At 64.9% G+C, this 20,491-nt stretch carries 15 protein-coding genes, 1 tRNA gene and 1 pseudogene; 8 read left to right on the forward strand and 9 right to left on the reverse strand.

Features of this window, described 5'->3' with window-relative positions; all coding sequences use genetic code 11:
• Positions 1-91: 91 nt before the first annotated feature.
• Positions 92-2,041: an AsmA family protein gene (locus ACVIJ6_RS16755; protein WP_456777006.1), complete on the reverse strand. Its 1,950-nt coding sequence runs from the start codon at positions 2,039-2,041 to the stop codon at positions 92-94.
• 310 nt (positions 2,042-2,351) lie between these two features.
• On the opposite strand from ACVIJ6_RS16755, the gene ACVIJ6_RS16760 reads away from it, so the two are divergent.
• Together ACVIJ6_RS16760 and ACVIJ6_RS16765 are read left to right on the forward strand one after the other, a co-directional pair.
• On the forward strand, positions 2,352-3,080 hold the full coding sequence (locus ACVIJ6_RS16760; RefSeq protein ID WP_456773566.1) for a CoA transferase subunit A: 729 nt from the start codon (positions 2,352-2,354) through the stop codon (positions 3,078-3,080).
• Positions 3,080-3,730 carry a CoA transferase subunit B gene (locus tag ACVIJ6_RS16765; RefSeq protein WP_041751029.1) on the forward strand — a complete coding sequence of 217 codons (651 nt, stop codon included), beginning with the start codon at positions 3,080-3,082 and terminating at the stop codon, positions 3,728-3,730. The genes ACVIJ6_RS16760 and ACVIJ6_RS16765 overlap by 1 nt, the downstream gene beginning before the upstream one ends.
• A 97-nt stretch (positions 3,731-3,827) precedes the next feature.
• Here the strand turns inward: ACVIJ6_RS16765 and ACVIJ6_RS16770 are convergent, their stop codons facing one another.
• From ACVIJ6_RS16770 to ACVIJ6_RS16785, 4 genes are all read right to left on the reverse strand, one after another.
• Positions 3,828-5,549, reverse strand: coding sequence for a hypothetical protein (locus ACVIJ6_RS16770; protein WP_456773567.1), 1,722 nt, complete (start codon positions 5,547-5,549; stop codon positions 3,828-3,830).
• A gap of 149 nt (positions 5,550-5,698) precedes the next feature.
• Positions 5,699-6,580 (reverse strand): SUMF1/EgtB/PvdO family nonheme iron enzyme, encoded by an 882-nt coding sequence (locus tag ACVIJ6_RS16775; protein WP_456773568.1) that lies wholly within the window; start codon positions 6,578-6,580, stop codon positions 5,699-5,701.
• A 51-nt stretch (positions 6,581-6,631) separates the two neighbouring features.
• Positions 6,632-7,726 carry a copper-containing nitrite reductase gene (gene nirK / locus ACVIJ6_RS16780; RefSeq protein ID WP_456773569.1) on the reverse strand — a complete coding sequence of 365 codons (1,095 nt, stop codon included), beginning with the start codon at positions 7,724-7,726 and terminating at the stop codon, positions 6,632-6,634.
• A 342-nt stretch (positions 7,727-8,068) separates the two neighbouring features.
• Positions 8,069-8,278, reverse strand: a complete 210-nt coding sequence (locus ACVIJ6_RS16785; RefSeq protein ID WP_456773570.1) for a hypothetical protein — start codon at positions 8,276-8,278, stop codon at positions 8,069-8,071.
• 208 nt (positions 8,279-8,486) lie between these two features.
• Between ACVIJ6_RS16785 and hemN the strand changes: the two genes are divergently transcribed.
• Positions 8,487-9,839 (forward strand): oxygen-independent coproporphyrinogen III oxidase, encoded by a 1,353-nt coding sequence (gene hemN / locus ACVIJ6_RS16790; RefSeq protein ID WP_456773571.1) that lies wholly within the window; start codon positions 8,487-8,489, stop codon positions 9,837-9,839.
• An 82-nt stretch (positions 9,840-9,921) separates the two neighbouring features.
• Entirely contained in the window at positions 9,922-10,113 is a 192-nt protein-coding gene (locus ACVIJ6_RS16795) for a DUF1858 domain-containing protein (RefSeq protein WP_041751716.1), read from the forward strand.
• On the opposite strand, the gene ACVIJ6_RS16800 is transcribed toward ACVIJ6_RS16795, so the two are convergent.
• The gene (locus tag ACVIJ6_RS16800; RefSeq protein ID WP_456773572.1) at positions 10,114-10,833 is read right to left on the reverse strand and encodes a Crp/Fnr family transcriptional regulator; all 720 of its coding nucleotides are present in this window, start codon (positions 10,831-10,833) and stop codon (positions 10,114-10,116) included.
• Positions 10,834-11,002: 169 nt separating this feature from the next.
• On the opposite strand from ACVIJ6_RS16800, the gene ACVIJ6_RS16805 reads away from it, so the two are divergent.
• Entirely contained in the window at positions 11,003-12,214 is a 1,212-nt protein-coding gene (locus tag ACVIJ6_RS16805) for an NnrS family protein (protein WP_456773573.1), read from the forward strand.
• Here the strand turns inward: ACVIJ6_RS16805 and ACVIJ6_RS16810 are convergent.
• A complete protein-coding gene (locus ACVIJ6_RS16810; protein WP_456773574.1) occupies positions 12,199-15,144 on the reverse strand; it encodes a PAS domain-containing protein in 2,946 nt (981 codons plus the stop codon). The two genes, ACVIJ6_RS16805 and ACVIJ6_RS16810, sit on opposite strands and share 16 nt — an antisense overlap.
• 500 nt (positions 15,145-15,644) lie before the next feature.
• On the opposite strand from ACVIJ6_RS16810, the gene ACVIJ6_RS16815 reads away from it, so the two are divergent.
• Positions 15,645-16,079: a phasin gene (locus ACVIJ6_RS16815; protein WP_456773575.1), complete on the forward strand. Its 435-nt coding sequence runs from the start codon at positions 15,645-15,647 to the stop codon at positions 16,077-16,079.
• Between the two features lie 254 nt (positions 16,080-16,333).
• A tRNA-His gene (locus ACVIJ6_RS16820) sits at positions 16,334-16,410 on the forward strand.
• A 232-nt stretch (positions 16,411-16,642) separates the two neighbouring features.
• On the opposite strand, the gene ACVIJ6_RS16825 is transcribed toward ACVIJ6_RS16820, so the two are convergent.
• On the reverse strand, positions 16,643-16,894 hold the full coding sequence (locus tag ACVIJ6_RS16825) for a helix-turn-helix transcriptional regulator (protein ID WP_456773576.1): 252 nt from the start codon (positions 16,892-16,894) through the stop codon (positions 16,643-16,645).
• 128 nt (positions 16,895-17,022) lie between these two features.
• Positions 17,023-20,034, reverse strand: coding sequence for a Ti-type conjugative transfer relaxase TraA (gene traA, locus ACVIJ6_RS16830; RefSeq protein WP_456773577.1), 3,012 nt, complete (start codon positions 20,032-20,034; stop codon positions 17,023-17,025).
• A gap of 171 nt (positions 20,035-20,205) precedes the next feature.
• Here traA and ACVIJ6_RS16835 point away from each other — a divergent pair.
• Positions 20,206-20,491: pseudogene (locus tag ACVIJ6_RS16835) on the forward strand (conjugal transfer protein TraD).

Raw genomic sequence — 20,491 nt, forward strand, 5'->3', positions numbered from 1 at the left:
GGAGACTAGCTCACGGGACGGACGCGATCCAGAAGTAATATATCAGACATAGGTCGGGCCTAAGAGCTTGGTGAAAGGCGCCGACGCATCATCAGTTCTGTTTGGCGGGACTGCCTGCCGGCGCGTCAGCCTGCGGCGGAGGGGCGTCCTGCTGGCCAGGGGACAGCCCGCCGCCGGTGAACCGCTTGAGTACCGAGTTGATGGCATCTCGCGTCTTGCGGTCCTTGACGGCGTCGAGCAGCGGCGCGGCCGCGGGGGCGCGGCGGATCAGGCTCTCGGGATCGGGGAAGATGAGCGGATCCTCCCAGGGGCCCTGCACGACGAAGGGCAGCTCGAAGCCATTGCCGCCATTGCCCGACGACAACAGGCTCGCGACGCCCTTGAAGTCATATTCGCGGGTCGGAACCGAGGCCGTGCCGGTCATGGTGATCCGCGCGGTCGGACTCTCGACCCGGATATCCTCGGCCGTTGCGATGCCGTCGGAAAACCTCACCGCGACCGTCAACGAGTCATAGGGCGTCGAGCCGGAGCGGAAATTGCCGCCGCGCGACAGCGGACTGCGCTCCAGGCGCTTGAGCAGCTGCTCGACATTGAAGCCGGAGATCGAACCGTCGCGGCCTTGCAATGTCGCACTGCCGTCGAGCGATTGCGCCAGTCCGAACGGGCTCGATCCCGACGCCGTCAGCGAGACATTCAGGTTGCCGCGTCCCGAGATCGACGAGACGCCGAACAGCTCGTTGGCGCAGGACTGCAGGTCGACATCGGCGAATTGCAGCTCGGCCTTGACGTCGGCCACGGTGTCGGCGCGGGCAATGCCGACCGAGCCGCGCACGATGCCGCCATACATCTGCGCTTCACCGACCGAGAGCGCGAGCACGCCGTTGCGCAGATTGGCGCCGAACGCGGTCCGCCCGAGCTTCGAAGGGCCGACGGTGACCTTTGCGGCGGATAGCCGCATGTCGAGATCGGTCGTCGACAACGCCTTGAGGTCGAACAGCTGCCGGTTCCAGTCGCGGGCGCCGTTGGCGAGCAGCCGCACGGTGGAAATATAGGGTGTGAAATCGAGCGCATCGGCGGCGAGCGTCGCCTGCAGAGCCTGCCGCCCATTATTGGCGTAGGTCATCACGCCCTCGGCGGTGTTGCCGTCGAGCTCGACATTCACATTGGTGAGCGCGATCGAGGCACCGACCACATTGGCCCGCGCCCGCAGCGCGAAGCGGCCGAAGCCGCCGCTGCCGAGCGGCGTCTGTCCGGTCCAGCGCAACGCCTCGCGCAGCGAGGGGCTGTCCACCGTCAGCGTGCCCTCCATCAGCGCGCTGGTGCGGTTCGCGACCGTTCCGTCGAAAGCGACCTTCAGCGGCGGGCTGGCCAGCCGCATCTTCAATCCCGAGCGGTCTCCCGACAGCGCGGCGAGAAAGTCGCTGACGCTGATCGAGCCTTCGATGCGCTGGCCGCGCCAATCGAACTGGCCGGTGGCTGCGAAAGAGCGCGAAATCGACGGCCAGGCCAGCGACAGGTCGATGTCATCGAGCCGCTCCTGGGAGCGCGTGCCGTTGTCGTCGAAAACCAGCACGCCGTCCTGGATCCGAATCTCCGAGAACGACATCTGACTGTCCGGCCCAGGCCGCATCGTATGTGCGATCGTGGCGATGAAGGGCGTCCAGTTGCTGCTGCCATTGGCCTCGCGGATCACATTGATCTGCGGCCGCAGCAGCATCAGATCGGCGATCTCGAACCGCTGCAACAGCAGCGGCAGCAGCTGGAGATTGGCCGTGAGCACATCGACGCGCAATGCGGGATCTGCGGTGCCGCCGCCCTTCAGGCCCACGTCATGAAACGACACATAGCTGCCTGGAAACAGCGAGACATCGATGTGTCCCTTGACGACCAGTTCGAGGCCGGTCACGGCGCGGATCTGCGTCTCCACCGCCCGCCGCAACGCGTCGCGGTTGACCAGCCATGAACTGACGAAAAGCCCGATAAACGCGACGCCGAGCAGCACCGCAATCGGCGTGCCGAGGCGCCTCATTCCTTGAGCCATAGTCACCGACATGTCCTGGGATCATCCGATCGCTGGTTGCTGTGGACGGACAAAGCGCGCCGAAAACCCTTGCCAACATCAACAACTTGATGCGTTTTCTTGACGCTTTCAAGGCCGCGCCGCTGATGTGGCCGGATTGCGGCGCAGACATCCCAAACCGGATCCTGTATCACTGCGGACCCGCCGACCGATTCGAGTGCTAGAGCAGGATGGATGCGTTGGGAAGGCGTCATTGACGCATTGCGAAGATTTCGCCTAATAATCCGGTCGATATCTGCGCGCCCTCCATATTCCATCAGGTCATTCTCGTATGAACAAGGTCTATCCGGACGCCAAATCCGCCCTTTCGGGCCTCCTGAAGGACGGTATGACGATCATGTCCGGCGGGTTTGGCCTCTGTGGCATCGCCGAAACCCTGTCCGATGCCATCCGCGATTCCGGGGTGAAGGATCTCACCGTCATCTCCAACAATGCCGGCGTCGACGGTATCGGCCTCAGCCGATTGCTGGAGACGCGGCAGATCAGGAAGATGATCTCGTCCTATGTCGGCGAGAATAAGCTGTTCGCACAGCAATATCTGGCGGGCGAGCTGGAGCTCGAGTTCTGCCCGCAGGGCACGTTGGCCGAGCGCATCCGCGCCGGCGGTGCCGGAATCCCGGCCTTCTTCACCAAGACGGGCGTGGGCACGCTCGTGGCGGAGGGCAAGGAGGTGCGCGAATTCGACGGCGAGAAATATCTGATGGAGCGCGGCCTGTTTGCCGATCTCGCGATCGTGCATGCATGGAAGGGCGATACCGCCGGTAATCTCGTCTATCGGAAGACCGCACGGAACTTCAATCCGATGATGGCCACCGCGGCCAAGGTGACCGTGGCCGAAGTTGAACATCTGCTGCCGGCCGGCCAGATCGATCCCGACCACATTCATACGCCCGGGATCTTCGTGAAGCGCATTGTTCACGTGGGAACCGCGCTCAAGCGCATCGAGCAGCGCACCGTGCGCAAGCGTGAAGCCGCGGCTGCAGCCGGGGAGGAAGTCTGATGGCCTGGACGCGAGAGCAGATGGCGGCGCGCGCCGCCAAGGAACTGCGTGACGGCTACTACGTCAATCTCGGCATCGGTATTCCGACGCTGGTGTCCAACTACATCCCGCCCGGCGTCGATGTGGCGCTGCAGAGCGAGAACGGCATGCTCGGCATGGGTCCGTTCCCTTACGAGGGCGAAGAGGACCCAGACCTGATCAACGCCGGCAAGCAGACCGTCACCGAGCTGCCGATCACCAGCTATTTCTCGTCGGCCGATTCGTTTGCGATGGTCCGTGGCGGCCATATCGATCTGTCCATTCTCGGCGCGATGCAGGTCGCGCAGAACGGCGATCTGGCCAACTGGATGATCCCTGGCAAGATGGTCAAGGGGATGGGCGGCGCGATGGATCTCGTCGCCGGCGTCAAGCGCGTCGTCGTGGTGATGGAGCACAGCGCCAAGGACGGTCCGAAGCTGCTGAAGTCGTGCACGCTGCCGCTGACCGGCGAGCGCGTCGTCGACATGGTCGTCACCGATCTTGCGGTGTTCACTATCGACAAGCACGGCGACGAGGGCATGGCCCTGATCGAGCTCGCCGACGGCGTGACGCTCGACGAGGTCAAGGCCAAGACCGAAGCCGAATTCCGCGTCGCATTGAAAAATACCTGACGCAGGCTGGCGCTGATGCGTGGCACCAAGCGGAGACGCGATCGCGTTCTCCGCTTTTTGCTGGTTTGGCCTTGCACGTCACGACGGGCTCCGTGCGCTACATGCGCCGGCCCAATGTCTCCGCAATCTTCACTGCGAGCCGGCAGGCGGCATTGCGCGTCATCGCTGCTGGTGTGTGGCCCGCGCGGTCGGCGAGCATCCGGATCGAGAGAAACGGCACGGAACGGCTGAGGCAGATCAGTCCGGCTACATAGGCGGATTCGTCTGCACCCAGCGCTCCGGGGAACGCGGCCAGAACGGCGTCGTCATTGCCGTCCCCCTTGCGCGTGACCGTCTGCCCCTCGAAGAACTGGCCGATCTCCTCCAGCATGGTTTCGGCCGCATCATGCGCGAGGCGATGAAGCGCCGGGTCGGCCGGTATGATCGCGCTGCGGCCATCGCTGAATGGCGCGTCGGCGACGCTCAACGCATCCTGAAGTTCGGATTTGATGCCGAACGGCGCCACCGAGCTCGCGATGACGAGCGCGCCCGGACCGGCCCCGGAGAAATGCGGGCCGCCGCTGACATGCTGCAAGGCTTCGCCCAGCGCATGGGCTTGCCCCGGCATGATCAGCCAGCGCGCTCCATGCTCCTCGACGGCCCGCGCTGTCGCGCTCGCCGCCTCCGTGATCGAGCGTCCGAGGCAGATCACCGCGTGAAAGGAGGGATGCCGGATGATCGCGCGTCCCGCATTGCGCTGCTCGATCAGGGTGCCCTGGCCCATGGCCTGAATGAGGCCCTCGATGTCCTCGGGCCGCTCGACCAGGAAGCCGATCGTGTTGGCTTTCGCATGCAGAAAGCGCAGCGCCTCGAGCATTGCGTTGAGGCTCGCTTTCTCGCGCTGGTCGAGCTGCGGCCACAGCGCTTCGAGCACGTCCAGCGACGCCACCACGCTGGCGCCGATGATGCCCTGACCAAACGGACGGGCGGTGGTCTCGCAACGATAGAGCTCTTCCAGCGCCTGCAGCACCGTGCGGCGATCCTTGACCGCGCAGGCGCCCTGCAGAACGCGCGCGAGCACCAGCGCCCGCTTGCCGGGCTCGAGCGGCATGGCCATCCAGGCAAAATCGGCCAGCTCGACCGCTTGTTCGCTGGCTGCGCGCTGGAACTCACCGACGACCTGGCCGTAGTGCCAGCCGAGCTGCCAGGGCGTCACCTGCCGCCCGCGATATCTGCCGCGTTCGATCCTTTCCAGGGCCTGGGCCTGCAGCTCGTGCCGCAGATCTGCGTCGAAGCCCGGCGATCGCTTATCGAGCAACCGATAGGCGCGCGTGGCGACGGCCGGTCCAAACCACTCATGTGCGGTGTCCCCGGTCGAAAGCTCACCCGGTACACGGATCTGGATCGTGCGGCGAAACTGATCGAGCTCGCGCCGGGCAACCTTGGCGGCCGTTCGCGAGACCCTCTGCACCTCGCACAGTGCGTCGACGACACTGGCCCAATCCCAGTAATCATCGCCGTAGAATGGAATGCAACATTGGCGGCTGGCCACGATGCCCGCGCAGATCTCCTCAATGGCGGGCGCGACACGATCGACAATGTCGTGGCGGGCGAGCGCGTGATCGGTCAGGCATTGGTGGACGATGCGCGCCGCGTTGGCATTGATCAGCTGCCAATCCTTGGCGGCAAATTTGGGGGCCGTGCGCAGATATTCCAGCGCATCCAGCAGGCAGCGACCAGCGAGTGCGCGAGGCGACGTATCATCGAACCAGCTGGTGTTGCCGATCCCGTAGCCGTGCAGGTCTGACGTGAAGAAGACCGGGGGATGTCGAGGAATCACGCTCGCCTCCTGGTCTCCTTACGCGACGTTGCTCGAAACATTTTGTAACGTTTGTAGCTCCATTCACGCAACCAAAAGTTGATAAAAACCACTGTCATTTGTCCCAGTCTCGAGCGCGAAACCGGGACAAAGAGCAGCAGGCCTCGTCGTCAGGAGCGCAACACCATGAGGGCCGATCTGGCGCGTTGTCTGACCATCTGGCTCCACGGCAGTGGCTCGCGAACGAGCCGGAAGCCGAGATTGCTCGGCGGCGTGCCCGACGCGCAGCCGCCGGCGCGGGCGTCGCGGATGAAGTCGGTGACGTAGGCCCGGTGCGCGCCTTCGGCCAGACGGACGCCACAATTGCTGACGGTCTTGACGACGCGTCCGGCCTGATCCTGCACATTGCGCGTGAAGCAGGTCGAGGTCCATTCCCACACATTGCCGGCCATGTCGGCCACGCCGTGCTCGTTGGTGCCGAAGCCGCCGAAGCTCCGCGTCTTGGGATCGTCGGGTAGCGTAGCTTCGCGCTCGTAACGGGCGAGCCAGCGCCGCGACGGATCGGCAGCATCGATCGTCACACCATCGTCCTTGAAGCGGCTGCCGGCGGCGTAGGCCCACTCCGCATCCGTGGGCAGGCGATAGGTGTAACCGGTCTTGCGCGACAGCCATTCGGCATAGGCGACGGCGTCATGCCAGCTGACCTGGACGGCCGGGCGATCGATGGCAATGGCAACGTCGCGATCCAGCGCGCGGCATGCGCGGGCGTCCACACAGCTCTGATAGTCGCTAGCGCTGACCTGGTTGGTCATGATGCTCAGCGGGCGCTTGAAGCGGACGCTGGAGAGGGGGGCCTCGGCCGGGCGGCCGTTGCGAACATGGTCGCCCGCGTCGCGATAGGTGAAAGATCCGGGCGCGATCTCGGTCAGGGCCGGACCATCGAGGCTCGCGGCCGGGCTATGCAGCGCGGTGATGATCGGCGCCATGGCCGTCGGACCGGCCAGGCCCACGATGCAGGCGAGCGTGAGCTTGATTTTGAAAGCGAGGAGCATGGCAGCACATCGAAGCGAGAGGGGGCCAGCCAAGCCGGCCCCCTGAGCCGATCAGTTGGTTGAGCCGGCCGGGATGTCCGCCGGAGCCTTCACCTGCGTCATCAGGTCGTCGTTCCACTTGCCTTCGACCTTGAAATGCGCGGTTGCGCCGAGATTGGCCGCCTCGATCAGATTGTGGGTCACATAGGCGTAGATGCCAGGCTGCAGGAATTTGTACAGCGCGGCGCCTGCGGAGCCGCCGCGGATGAACCAGGTTTCGAGCCCGGTCTCCGGCGCATTGGAGAATTTGCCGGTCTCCCAGACATAGTCGCCATGGCCGCCGATCAGATGCGGACGGCTGTCGCGGTTCGCCTGTGAATGCACGATCAGCACGTTCTCGCCGACATTGGCGGTGAGCGCATTCTTGCCGGTGAGCGCACCGACCTTGCCGTTGAACACGACATGGGTCGGCGTCAGCTTGCGCATGACCTCCTCGGTGTCGGTATAGGCTTCGCCGGGGGAATCGTAGGACTTGAAGTTGCCCTTCTCGTCGCGGGGAACGTAGAGATCCTGCTCGCCGATGTAGTAGACGCGATCGTAACGCAGCGCGTGGCCGCGGCCGTCATTGAGGCCGTCGCGCGGCAGCACCATGACGGCACCATTCATGCCGGAGACCACATGCCAGGGGATCATCGGTCCGCCCGGGGCGCAGTGATAGACGAACACGCCGGTCCGCGTCGCCTTCCAGCGCAACACGACCTGCTCGCCCGGATTGATCAGCGTCAGCGCACCGCCACCGAGCGCGCCCGTTGCGGAATGGAAATCGATGTTGTGCGGCATCGTGTTGGTGGCCGGGTTGACCAGGGTCAGCTCGACATAGTCGCCCTCATGCACGACCATCAGCGGTCCGGGCATCGAGCCGTTGAAGGTCATGGCTTGGAAGGTGGTGCCCTTCTCGTCGATCACCATCTTCTTTTCCTGGACCACGAGCTTGAACTCCATGATCTTCGGGCCCTGCTTGGTCGCCTGTTCATGCGCATGCACGAACGGCGGGGCGACCAGGTCGACCTTCTGGCGCGGCAGCTTGAGGTCCTCGGCCATCGCGGGAGCCGCAAGCATCATCGCGGCGATGGCTGCACTGAACATGGCGGTGCGGCGGGTCAACATGGATCGCTCCTTCGTTGGATCTGTTGTGGGCCGCGATCAGCATGCGCCTGTTGGAACCGGACTTGTTTGTGCTGCAACAAGCAACTTAGCAATCGCGAGAAGAGCCGTGCGTCATGCGGATGAGATCCGTTGGATCTGCGCGCATCCGCATATCATTCGCAGTATGACAAGAAGGGGGCGCCGCGCGATGTCCGGCCTGATAGCCTGAGGAGTTCGGTGTCAGGCCAGAGCCGGAGCGCGGCTGCTAAATCCGAAGCCAGACTGAAGAGCGAAGCGGCCGTCTGCGCGGCCATGTCAGTCGCACGTGATGCTTTCAGGTCTCGCCGCTGTCGTCCTGTCGAACTAGCCGAGCCAGCGGATCGCAAGCAGCGTCACGAAGGCCAGTCCTGCCGCGACGCAGAAGACGGTCGTCAGAAACATCGCGAGATTGCCGAGCAGCCCGACCGGCGCCTGATCGTCTCGGAAGGAATGGAACCCGTCGGATTGGGGGATATGACCACGGATGTTGGAGACGACGGCGAAGATACGGATCATCAAGTCCAGTGCATCCATTGCGGGTCCCTCGAATCGGCAACGACCGGATGATGCCGTGAAATAACCGGGTCACTTTGAGGAAGCGCAAAGTCGAGGATGAAAGCCGGCGATTTACTGAAAGTCTGAGGGGATCCGGCTGGCTCCGCTTTGAGCAGGCTCAAGGCGGCAGCGGCAGCCCCGTGCCAATGACAGTCAACGACGTCCCAACCAGGTGGACAGGCAGGACATGAGACCAGATCTTGCGGCATGCTACGGGCAGGAGCGCCTTCCGCGCTACACCAGCTATCCCACGGCGCCCCATTTCTCGGCGGCGGTCGGCCCGTCAACCTATGCGGAGTGGCTTCGGGCGATCCCGACGACCGCCACGGCATCGTTGTACCTGCATGTGCCGTTCTGCCGATCGATGTGCTGGTATTGCGGTTGCAACACCATGGTCGCCAAGCGCGACGAGCCGATCGCGGTCTATGAATCCGCGCTGCGCTGCGAGATCGACATGGTGTCGCGCCAGATCGGCCGGCGGCTCCAGGTGGGGCATATCCATTTTGGCGGCGGCACGCCCACCATCATGGCGCCGGAGTCCTTCGTCGATCTGGTCGGCTCGCTGCGTCATTCCTTCTTCGTGCTGCCGTCCGCCGAGATCGCGATCGAGATCGATCCGCGCACGCTGACGCGGGCGATGATCGCCGCGCTCGGCGCCAGCGGAGTCAACCGCGCCAGCCTGGGCGTGCAGAGCTTCGATCCGCTGGTGCAGAAGGCCATCAACCGGGTACAGAGTTTCGAGCAGACGGCGGCGGCCACCCATGGTTTGCGCGAGGCCGGCGTCGCCGGGATCAATTTCGACCTGATCTATGGGTTGCCGCATCAGAACGTGGCGTCTTGTCTCGACACTGTCCGGCGCTCCATCGAGCTGCGTCCTGACCGGCTCTCGGTGTTCGGCTATGCGCATGTGCCGTCATTCAAGACGCACCAGCGCAAGATCCAGGATGCCGCATTGCCCGACAGTCTGGAACGCTATGATCAGGCCTGCGTGATCGCCGAAACGCTGAAGGATGCAGGCTACGTGCAGATCGGGCTTGATCACTTCGCGCTGCCGGCCGATCCGATGACCATCGCCTTCCGCGAGGGCAGGCTGCATCGGAATTTCCAGGGCTACACGACCGACGCCAACGACCTCCTGATCGGTTTCGGTGCATCGGCCATCGGCCAGCTGCCGCAAGGCTATATCCAGAACGCGCCGCAGGTGCGTGCTTATGAGGAGAAGATCGCCTCCGGCAGTCTCGCCACGGTCAAGGGCTACGGCCTGACCGACGATGATCGGCTGCGAGCCGACATCATCGAGCGCATCATGTGCGATTATGGCGTCGACCTCGATGTCATCTGCACCCGCCACGGCATGGCCGCCGACGCGATGCTGGAATCGGCGCCGCGCCTGCAGTCATTGATCTCCGACGGCGTGGTCGAGCTCAGGGGCGGCTCGCTTGCGGTGACCGAACATTCCCGGTTCCTGGTGCGAAGCGTGGCCGCTGCCTTCGATGCTCATCTCGACGCGTCGAAGCAATTGCACAGCCGCGCCGTCTAATCTTGATACGACGCGGTGCTTGTGCCGCGACAAAGACCACCATCGGCATGCCTGCTACCATTTGCTCGGAATGGAGGCACGCATGCCAATCTCCTTTAACGAATTGGTCGACGACGTCATGCGGCGAAAGCCGGAAACGATCCGCGTCTTCCTCGCATTCCAGATGCGCTGCGTCGGCTGCCCGATCGCCTGCTTTCACAATGTCGCCGATGCCTGTCGCGAGCATGGCGTCGATCCCGACCTGTTCCTCTCGGCCTTGTCGGCCGCGACGTGATCAGGGTCGGGAGGCCGTCGTGTCGCCTGCGCTCTGCTCGGCGAGGAGCACGATCTTGTGCGGTTCGCGCAGCACGATCTTCTGACGCCCGCTTTCGACCAGCCCGAGTTGCTCCCAGCCGGACAGGATGCGGCTGACCGTGTGCAACGTCGTGCCGGTCATCTGGGCGATGTCCTGCCGGCTGATCGGAAAATCGATCTGCACGCCGCGATCGAGCTTGCGGCCCGCCTGATTGGCGAGCCGCAGCAGCGCATGCGCGATGCGTTGCTCGACCTGCTGTGTCGACATCTCGATCACGCGGGCATGCGTTTCCTGGAGCCGCTGGCCGACGGTCTGGAGCGTATTCGCGGCCAACGACGGAAACCGCGCGACCAGCCGCGGCCAGGCGGCCGATGGCCAAGCCAGCACGATGCTGTCGTCGACGGCGGTCGCCGTCGCCGGATAATGCTGCAGGCCGATGGCCGGCGCGACGCCGAACGTGTCGCCGGGCACGACATAGCGCACCACGATCTGGTCGCCGGTCGGCGTCGTCTTGCTGGCGCGGACATGGCCGTGCAGCAGAAGAAGGAACGAGGTCGCATCCGCGCCCTGTTCGAACACTGCGGCGTTGCGGGGAACCCGGATGGAGCGCGCCTCACGCAGCACCTCGGTGAGGTCCTCGGCAGAGAGGCCCGCAAACAGCGGCAGATGTGCGACCAGCGAGCGGTCGATGGCAGCCATGATGTTCTCCGCGGCGATGCACGCCAGATTGCGCCGCTCCCATAGCATGTTTTCTCGCGCGATCGAAAGTTTGTGCTGGCACAACCCCTCATCGCCGAACGTCGATTATATTCTGGAAAGCGGCGTCCATCGGGGCGCGGTTCCCGTCGTCAAGCAAGCGAGCACGCCAATGGCCAATCCACGCAACTATCAGGGCAGGACTTTCCTCGCGAACGGGTTCCGGCCATTCTTCCTGCTCGGCGCAATTCAGGCCGCGCTGACGATGCTGGTCTGGCTTCCGGCCTTCTACGGAGAGCTGAAGCTGAGCTCCGGCTTCGCCCCTCGCGACTGGCACGTGCATGAAATGCTCTATGGCTACCTGCCGGCCATCGTGACCGGATTTCTGTTCACTGCAATTCCGAACTGGACCGGACGCCTGCCGATTCGCGGCATGCCTCTGCTGATGCTGGTGACCCTGTGGCTGGCGGGGCGGATCGCCGTCACTCTCTCGGCCTTCGGCCCCTGGTGGGCCGCGCTGCTGATCGATGTGAGCTTTCTGTTGCTGGTCGTGCTCGCTGCGGCGCGCGAGATCGCTGCGGGACGGAATTGGCACAATCTGCCGGTCGTGGCCATCGTGGGCGTGCTGTGCGCCGGCAACGTCGCGTTCCACGTCGAAGCCCATCTGCACGGCTCGGCCGACTATGCGATCCGTATCGGCGTCGCGGTCGTCGTGCTGCTGCTGGCTTTGATCGGTGGTCGCATCACGCCGAGCTTCACGCGCAACTGGCTGGTGAAGCACAATCCCGGGCGGCTGCCGGTGCCGTTCGGCCGTTTCGATATGGCCGTGGTGCTGTTCAGCGCGCTCAGTCTGGCCGGCTGGGTCGTGGCGCCGGAGAGCGTCGCAACCGGCTACGTGCTGGCGGCGGCGGGCGTGATGCATGTGGTGCGACTCGGGCGCTGGGCCGGTGATCGCACCTTCCGCGAGCGGCTGCTGGTGATCCTGCATATCGGCTACGCCTTTGTGCCACTCGGCTTCCTGATGAGTGCGGCGGCGAGCTTCGGATGGGTGCTGCCGAGCGCCGGGCTGCATGCCTGGATGGCGGGCGCCGCCGGCGTTACGACGCTCGCCGTGATGACTCGCGCCACGCTTGGCCATACCGGACAGCCATTGACGGCGTCGGCCGCGACGCAGGCGATCTATCTGGCCATCCTGATCGCCGCCTTGACGCGGATCTGCGCGGTCCTGGCGCCGAGCCATGCCGAGGGGCTGCTGCACGTGGCAGCGTTCGCCTGGATCGTGGCCTTTGCCGGCTATGCGCTGGCGTTCGGACCGCTGCTGCTCGGCCTCAAGCTGCGCGCACTGGCCGTCCGCGCATCGGGAGCGGCTCAGGCGGTGCTCTGATTGCGCGCCACCGCGCGCGAGAACACCACCTCGAGCAAGGTGCCGGATTTCGGCGCCGCCTTGATGTGAAACTGCGCGCGATTGGCCTCGACCAGCGCCTTGGTGAGAGAGAGGCTGAGACCCGAGCCGTCATTGCCTTGCTCGGGCTCCGCCGTCGCGCGGAACGGTTCGAGCGCGGCGGCCACCGCCTGATCGTTGAGGCCGTGGCCGGTGTCGCGCACGCGCAGCACCACCTCACCAAAATCCGACGTCGCCGTGGAGACGATGACCTGGCCGCCGGCATTGGCGAGCGAGATCGACGTCGAGATCAGGTTCATGGCGATCTGGCGCAGCGCCCTGGCATCGGCGATGACCGGCGGAAGACTCTGCGACAGCGAGGTGCGGATGATGATGCGGGCGCGGTTGGCGTGCGGCTGCATCACCGCGACACAGCCCTCGACGAGCTCATTCAGATTCTGGCTGGTGAAGGCAAGCTCCAGTCTGCCGGTCTCGATGCGCGACAGTTCGAGCAGATCGTCGATCAGCGACACCACGCGCTCGCCGGACGCGCGGATATCCTTCATGTACTCGGCGTAGCGCGTGTTGCCGAGCGTTCCAAAGCGCTCGCCGATCATCACCTCGGCAAATCCGATGATGGCGTTGAGCGGGGCCCGCACCTCGTGACTGATCCGCGCGAGCATGTCGGCCTTGGCGCTGGCGGCGCGATCGGCGACGCGCCGCGCCTGCAGCAGTTCGCTTTCACCGCGACGAAGCTGCGACAGGTCGCGGAACACGGCAAAGAAATTCGGACCGTCTTGTCTGGTCCGCCCGATCGTCATCGACAGCGGGATGGCGCCGCCCTGGGCGACCTTGCCCAAGACTTCGCGGCTCGGCTCCGGCACATTGGCGGTCCCCGCCTGCTGGACACAGTCGAGATGATCCAGCACCAGCCTTGCGCTTTCCGGCGCGAACAACTCGATGATGTTGCGGCGGACGAGCTCCGTTCCGTCATAGCCGAACAGGGCCTCGGCACTGCGATTGCAGGCGTGGATATTGCCGCCGGCATCGAACATCAGGATGCCCTCCGCGGTGACGTCGAGGATGGCGGCGAGGTCTTCCGCGTCGGCATGACCAGCGACGGGCGGGGGCGCGAGGACCAGCGGCGCCGGTGCGGCCGGTGCAGGAGCGGGTGCCGGTCCCGCCTCGGCCGGAGCGGGCACGGCGGTGGCCGCCGGGCCAGGTGCGGGCGCGAAGATCAGCGCATGCGCGCTGTCGCCGTCCCAGGTGATCGTGAACAGACGCGCCTCGGCTTTGATCTCTTCGCTGGAGGAGCCGTCGGCCGCCGAGATCGTAACCGGCGTGCCGACCTCGGACTTGCCAGACCCGGCGGGGGCGCCGGGTTCGACATAGAGCGCATCGAGGCCCCCGGCCTGCTCCAGAGCCGCGAGATCGGTGTAGCCCATCTGCTTGAAAAACGCCGGATTGGCATAGAGCAGGCGGTCGAGCCGATAGATCAGCATTCCCGTCGGCAGCAGATCCAGCAGGATGCGGTCACGCTGGCTGTCCCCTTGGGCGGGCGGTTGCTCGGGCGTGAGCCACTCGGTCTGCAGCCCGGCTGTGGGCTGATCGCTCGCATCGCTGCCGAGCAATAACGCGGGGACATGCGGCGCGTCGAATGGCCCGGTCACTTGCGCCGCCGGCTCATGTGTCGCCGCTGCCGCGTCCGCCGGCGCATTGCGGTTGTCGCCTTCAAGCCTTGCCGACAGCTGGCGCGCGAGCTCATGGAAGGCATTGTTCTCCACCGGCGTCAGCGCCGGATGCCTGGTTTCACCGGCTGGGCGGAAAGGCACGACATTGCCGGCCGCTTCGAGCCCGCCGTTGTCGATGGGAGGCGCGTTCGCCGCGATGGATGCGTCACGGGTCGACCCGGTGATGTTGTCCTGCTGTGGCGGCGCATCTGCGGCCGGCGCATGGTCGCATTGCGCAAAAGCCGTCGCCTCAGCGTCAGCCGTCTCGGCCGCGATGGAAGCCGTTGGCTCCGGGCGGTCGATGCCGACGACCGGCGGCGCCTGCACGGCGGGTTCGTCGAGCGGAGTGAATGCGGCAGCCGCTTCGCGCGATTGCGCTGATGTCTCGTCGTCCAACGGGCGTTCAGTCATTGCATCCATCGAGGGAGGAGGCGGACACTCGGCCGCGACCTCGGGGGCAGGATTGGCGGGGTGGGGAGGTGTTGCAGCCGTCTCGGCAACGGGGACGGCGTCAACGGACACGTCGGCGTTCGGCGCCGGTTGCTCGACGGCGGGCGCGGGCGCGGGGACTGCGACCACCCCGATTTGGCTGCCAGCGCCGACCCGGTGGAGCACGGCGCGCTGGTTGCCGAACTGCACCTCGGCGAAACCGGCGGTCAGCGCCTCGTTGCGGACATCCGCAAACAGCGGCGCGCTGAGGTCGCGGATGCCGAACAGATTCCGTCCGGCTGTGCTGATGCCGGCGAACTCGCCCTGAGCGGTGAAGGCGATCAGCGCCAGACTGCTGTTCTCGACAAGCCGCCTCAGGCGTTCCGTCAGTGGCCAGCTGCGTCCGTTGTTGTCGGTGCTGGTGATCAGGACGGCGCGCTTGCCGTCCGGCAGGTCGATCATCGCGCAACCGCACGTCGCAAGCGCGCCGAGCGGCGCGCCGAAGCCGCGCAGGCGCTCGAGCCGGAGGGCGCCGTTTTCCGGCAGCCGGCGCGCCAGCTGAGCCACTTGACGACGGTGCTGATCGGCTGGTCCGAACCTCTTGTTGACCAGGGCCCAGCTGTTGGCTGCACCGAGAGCCCGCGCAGCCATGGCATTGGCCCACAATACGCGACTGCCGTCCGCCGACCACAGCCATGCCGGCAGGCTGCCCGCGGCATGGACGGCCAGCCGGGGGTCGCTCAAGGCCTGCAACTCGAAATCGGCGTGGTTCATGGCGCGACGACGGCGGGGGCTCTCATGACGTGGATCGGCGCCGCAACGGCAGCGTTAAGAATTCGTTACTATCGCGCATGTTGCCGCTCGAGGTCCACGGCCGGGCCGAGATCCTGGCGTGCTAAAGCTTGGATAACCTTAATGTGTTCCCACCGCGCCCATTGTCGGGACATCAGTTTGCTCTGGGGCGTCCGCTGCCCTGCTACAAGATTGGCGACGCGGGTGGAGCATGGGCCGACCGATGGCAGTGGCCACGTCCCGCTGTTCGGCGGGTTGCAGGCGCTGAAGCCATCCGAAAAGGGCGATCGATCGAGCATACACTGAAAATCCGAATCCGGCGGAGTTCCTGATTGTGGAATTTTCATTGCGTTGCACAAATTCGACACGATATAGCTCTACGCGAGGTTGTTGCTACCTCCCAGGGGCGGTTCCTCTGCGTGATCCGAAGTGACGCCCGATTGCCGGGCCGGTCCAACGTCAATGTTCGAAGGATGCATGCCATGACCAATGCCACCGATCCTTTCTCAGCGTCCATCATCCCGTTCGAGGTTCCCGAGCAGGTTCGCGCGCTCGCCGAAAAAGGCGTGTCACAGGCCCGCGAAAACTATGCAAAATTCAAGGATGCGGCCGAGACCCACAATTCGGCCATCGAGGCGTTTTTCGCCAACGCAAGCAAGGGCGCTGGCACCTATTCGTCCAAGGTCATGGAGTTCACCAAGGCGAATACGACCGCTTCGCTCGACTTCGCTCAGGAGCTGTTCGGCGTGAAGTCGCCGTCCGAGGCGCTGGAGCTGTGGACCGGTTTCGTCCGCAAGCAGTTCGAGACGTTCACCGGTCAGGCCAAGGAACTCGCCGAGCTCGGCCAGAAGGTCGCGACCGAGACCGTGGAGCCGATCAAGGAAAGCGCCACCAAGCTGTTCAAGACCGCAGCCTGAGGTCGGCGCCTTGTCCGCAGAGCGCGCGGCATGGCCGGGCGCTCCCGGAACGTCCATTTCTGCTCTTCTGGGGCTCGCAAATTTGCCGTTTGCGAGCTCGATTTTTTGAGGACCCGTCTCGGGCTGGTCCAATGGGGCGAAACAAAACGGTGGTATTGCGCGCGACTTTATCCGTTCTCGGCCTTGCCAAATTCGCGCGTTGCACCTAGTTTCCGGCCCGTTCGGCGCCCCTTGCGGGGGGCGTCATGACGGATGCAGTTGTAGCTCAGTTGGTTAGAGCGCCTGTCTGTGGAACAGGAGGTCGGTGGTTCGAGCCCACCCAACTGTACCAATGAAATCAGAGACTTGTGCCAAGGGCAGCTCACTGATTGTCCGGGCTAGCTACCATCTAGCAACCACAGGCGAGCAAAGCGTCGCCGTTGCAAAGTCTGTCGGAAAAAAGTTGCGGAGACATGATCCGCGGTTCGCAGCACCGCGCGGTCGGCGGCATATGAGTTCCGAAACCGCAATTGCGGGATGGCACGACGGCGGGCAGTGACGTCTCCGGGTTGCAATCGCCCCAGCTATTTCGTGTTCACCACAAACTCGAGCCTCTGGTCTTGGCCGGAGTTGGTGAATCGGTCTCTTGGTCGCCATCCGACCGGATCTGCGATCCAGCGGCTGACCTCAGATTCATGCCAGCCGGTTCCGTTGCTGCTGATCTTGAGCTGGGCAGGGAATGTGCCCTCGGCGATCTTGCGGTAGATGGTGGACCGGGACAGCCCGGTCCTGGCGAGGACTGTTTTCAACCTGATGATACGGTCTGGCTCGCGCATGGCCGTGATGCCCCTCGCTGGTCGCTTCTGGCGTCTTGTGAGACCAGAGAGGCCAAACAGGTGCGGGCGGACAATAGGACCTCGTGCGTTGCCGGGTGTGGCGTAGAGCCGGCGGCAAATAGGATGGGTTAAATTCCGAGGCCCCGGCCTCTGCCGAGATCGATGCCATGGACAAAGGCCAGATCGTGGCCGAGGCGGCGGCCTGATTCGAACGCGATGCCGAGGTCGTTCTTGCGGCCGGCGAGGATGGATTCCAGTTGCGGATCGCGCTCGAGGCTTTTCGCCATATCGCCCATCGCCGAGCGCGTGGCCTTGTAGCCGGACATGTCGCCGGCCTGATACTGGCGCTGGCTGGTCTGGTCGAGCTTCCGCCATCGCTCAACGAAGTGGTCGGCACGACGGCCCAGATCGTTGCGGACTGCGGTCTCGAGCTGGAGCGCGCGGATTGCGCGATTGACCCGGCCGTCCGCCGCTTCGCGGGCGAGCTCCGGGGTCTTCTTATAGGCGGCCTCGGCGTCGTGCGAGCCAAAGGGGCGCATCTCTTCGAAGGCTCGGCGGGCTTTCTGCAGCTCATTCACCTGCTCGAGACTCGCTCTGTCGCCCGTCTCCTGCGCCTTGAAGATCGCGTCCACCGCACGGGCATGGCGCACGAGAGCACGGGTCCTTAACTGACGCGCTTCGGCTTCCGGATCTTGCGCCACGTTCGTCGCCGCCAATTCGGCTTCGCCGCGGTCGGCTGCCGTACCGCTGCCTTCCCTTTCGGGACGCGCCAACTCAGGCCTTCGTGCGCCATCCCGATCGGGCACATCTACAGTGCCGCGAAGGCCGTCGATTATGTCCCGCAGCTTTTCCGGCACGATCGTACGCACGATCTCGGCCACGCGCTCGCGGAAGGTGATCCCGCGCCGCTCGGCGTAGCTCTGGACCGGATCGGCCAACTCGTAATCCGAGGCCATATCCTTGGCGCGATCGCGCGACAGGGCGTGTGTGAGACGATCTGCAGTGGCAAAATCGTCCCGGCCATAGTGCAGGTCCACGCCGTCGCGATGTCGCGATAGGGCGACGTAGCTGCTGTGGGCGTCCAAGCCGGGCGTCGCGAATACATGGACGCGGTCGACCGTCATGCCCTGCGCCTTGTGGATCGTCGCGGCATAGCCATGGTCGATCCGGTTGTAATCCTTGAGGTCGAAGCGCACGGACCGGCCATCGTCGGTCTGCACGGCCATGGATTGCGCGCTGACCTGCTCGATGGTTCCGAGCGTGCCGTTCTTCACGCCAAGGCCGCGCTCGTTCTGCAGGAACATGACCCGGTCTCCGCTCGCGAAGCTTCTCGCGCCGCGCTCGACTGTCACACGCACCTCGTCGCCGAGATCGCCGGCGGCCCGCATCCGCTCGCGCGCTGTTTCGTTCAGCGCCCGAACCTCGTCGTTGGTGTGGGTGAGGATGATCCGGCTGCGATCCCGCGACGCCCGCCGCTCGCGGTCCCAGCGCTCGATCAGATCGCCGCGAGCCTGATCGCGACTCTCGGCCTCATGCACCATGCCGCGGGCGCGGTAAGCTCCGAGCGCGTGACCCACTTTGCCGGCCGCCAGATCGCGCGTGGCGTCGCGCTGCCAGTCCTGCCTCTGACGGCGCACCTCGCCGATTTCCGCCCCGCCGTGACGCTCATGGATCGATCGGAAGGCAGCACCCGCTTCGATCGCCTGCAGCTGTTGCGGATCGCCAACCAGCACCACCTTTGCGCCCGCGTCGGCCGCATGGGACAGCACGCGCTCAAGCTGACGCGTGCCGACCATCCCGGCCTCGTCGATCACCAGCACATCGCTCGATTTGAGCAGGTCACGACCTTGTTCCCAGCCATGCTCCAGGCTGGCGATCGTGCGCGACACAATGCTCGATTCGCTTTGAAGATTTTCCGCGGCAATGCCGGACAGCGCCACGCCCCGGACCTCGAAGCCGGCCGCTTCCCAGGCCTCCCGCGCCACCCCCAGCATCGCGCTCTTTCCTGTCCCGGCATGGCCGACAACGACGCCGAGACCGTGTCCGTCAGTGATATGCGCCAGCGCCTCGGCCTGCTCGGACGACAGCACCAGGCCGCGCGCTTCCGCGCGTGCCAAAGAGGCCCTGCGAGCCGCGTCGCGGACCTCATGGTGCTCCCTGTCCGCCATCCGTTCAGCAGCCCGGTGCAGACGCTGTTCCACCTCGATCATTCCGCGGGTGGTGAACCGGTTCTCGCCGCGGGCATCCTTACCCAGCTCGATCAGATCGGGCGATGCCTGCATTGCGCCCAGCACCTGATTGAACTGGTCGAGCCCGTCGCTGTGACGGTGCGCGAACTTCGCCAGGTCGCGGCGCGTGAAGGTCGATTGCTGCTGGGTGATTGCCTCCAGTCCAAGGGAGGGATCGGCAATGATCCGCGCGCCATTGTTCCGCGCGATCTCGCGGTGCATCTCGGCCCGGTCGGCCTCAACCCCTTCGCCTGCGACGCCCCGAACTTCGATCCGTTTCGCCGGCGCGCCAATCTGGCTTTGCGGCTCAAGCTGGATGCCCTGGGCTTCCAGACTGCGATGGTCGATCCGCGCGTCGATATCGAGCGCGGCCAGCCGCTCATTGGCGAGCTCCGCCCAGCGTTCGCGCCAGCGCTCGACCATCTCGGTGCGGTTCCAGTCTCGCACCTTGTGGCCAAAGCCGTTCTCGTCGACCGAGCGCATGGTCAGCATGACATGGGCATGGGGCTTGGGCATGCCATCCTCGGCCCTGTCCCAATGCACGTTGAGATCGGCGATCATGCCGAGACCGACAAACTCACTCCGAACGAAGTCCCGGGCGAGCTCGATGCCCTGCGCCTCAGTCATTTCGCGCGGAAGCGCGAACTCGACCTCCCGAGCCAACTGGGCATCTTTCCGGACTTCGACCGCTTCGACAGCATTCCAAAGCCGCCCCCGGTCGCTCCAGACTTCCGGCGCACTCTCCGGTAGCATCACCTCGGAATGAACGACTCCACGCTTGCCGGAAAAATCCTGATCACGGCCAAGCCGCTCGTCGAGCAGCCGCGAGGCTGAACGGTAAGCCGCCGCAGCCACCGCACTGCTTCCGGCCTTCCGGCCAATGACCTTGACGTGAAGATGATAGATCGCCATCGCGACCCAATCACTGGCACAGCGAAGCGCACGTCGGAACGACGTATAAGCGCGCCCTCCCTCGAAAAAATCTCGGGAGGGATTACACCGTCTCAGCCCGTCCTGATGACCCTACAGCATTGTCCCGGGTGCCCAGCTATCATTTCTCCATCAACACCCATGGAGACGACGATGCGCAAACCAAGGGACTTTGATGCGGACCTGAAGGCACTCGAAGACAAGGCGCGCGGGCTGAAAAATCGCAAGGTGCGGCAGCTCGGCGAGCTCGTTATCGCTACGGGAGCGGATGCTCTTAGTGCCGATGAATTGGCCGGCGCGCTGATCCTGCTGGCGAGGGGCTGCGTTTTTTCAAAGCCGGTCGCGGCGAAATGCTCCAGCAACTGACCGCAACATGGATGGCGCTCCGGCGCAACCAAGCGGCGCTCAACCGGGATCAGGCCGCAAGGGCCCGGCATGA

The sequence above is a fragment of the Bradyrhizobium sp. USDA 4369 genome, from assembly GCF_054056435.1.

Excerpts from the sequence above, each read along its gene's own strand:
- ACVIJ6_RS16810 (WP_456773574.1), bottom strand. The coding sequence starts at position 15,144 with ATGAACCACGCCGATTTCGAGTTGCAGGCCTTGAGCGACCCCCGGCTG.
- ACVIJ6_RS16795 (WP_041751716.1), top strand. The coding sequence starts at position 9,922 with ATGCCAATCTCCTTTAACGAATTGGTCGACGACGTCATGCGGCGAAAG.
- ACVIJ6_RS16760 (WP_456773566.1), top strand. The coding sequence starts at position 2,352 with ATGAACAAGGTCTATCCGGACGCCAAATCCGCCCTTTCGGGCCTCCTG.
- ACVIJ6_RS16800 (WP_456773572.1), bottom strand. The coding sequence starts at position 10,833 with ATGGCTGCCATCGACCGCTCGCTGGTCGCACATCTGCCGCTGTTTGCG.
- ACVIJ6_RS16825 (WP_456773576.1), bottom strand. The coding sequence starts at position 16,894 with ATGCGCGAGCCAGACCGTATCATCAGGTTGAAAACAGTCCTCGCCAGG.
- hemN (WP_456773571.1), top strand. The coding sequence starts at position 8,487 with ATGAGACCAGATCTTGCGGCATGCTACGGGCAGGAGCGCCTTCCGCGC.
- nirK (WP_456773569.1), bottom strand. The coding sequence starts at position 7,726 with ATGTTGACCCGCCGCACCGCCATGTTCAGTGCAGCCATCGCCGCGATG.
- ACVIJ6_RS16775 (WP_456773568.1), bottom strand. The coding sequence starts at position 6,580 with ATGCTCCTCGCTTTCAAAATCAAGCTCACGCTCGCCTGCATCGTGGGC.
- ACVIJ6_RS16785 (WP_456773570.1), bottom strand. The coding sequence starts at position 8,278 with ATGGATGCACTGGACTTGATGATCCGTATCTTCGCCGTCGTCTCCAAC.
- traA (WP_456773577.1), bottom strand. The coding sequence starts at position 20,034 with ATGGCGATCTATCATCTTCACGTCAAGGTCATTGGCCGGAAGGCCGGA.
- ACVIJ6_RS16755 (WP_456777006.1), bottom strand. The coding sequence starts at position 2,041 with ATGGCTCAAGGAATGAGGCGCCTCGGCACGCCGATTGCGGTGCTGCTC.
- ACVIJ6_RS16805 (WP_456773573.1), top strand. The coding sequence starts at position 11,003 with ATGGCCAATCCACGCAACTATCAGGGCAGGACTTTCCTCGCGAACGGG.
- ACVIJ6_RS16815 (WP_456773575.1), top strand. The coding sequence starts at position 15,645 with ATGACCAATGCCACCGATCCTTTCTCAGCGTCCATCATCCCGTTCGAG.
- ACVIJ6_RS16765 (WP_041751029.1), top strand. The coding sequence starts at position 3,080 with ATGGCCTGGACGCGAGAGCAGATGGCGGCGCGCGCCGCCAAGGAACTG.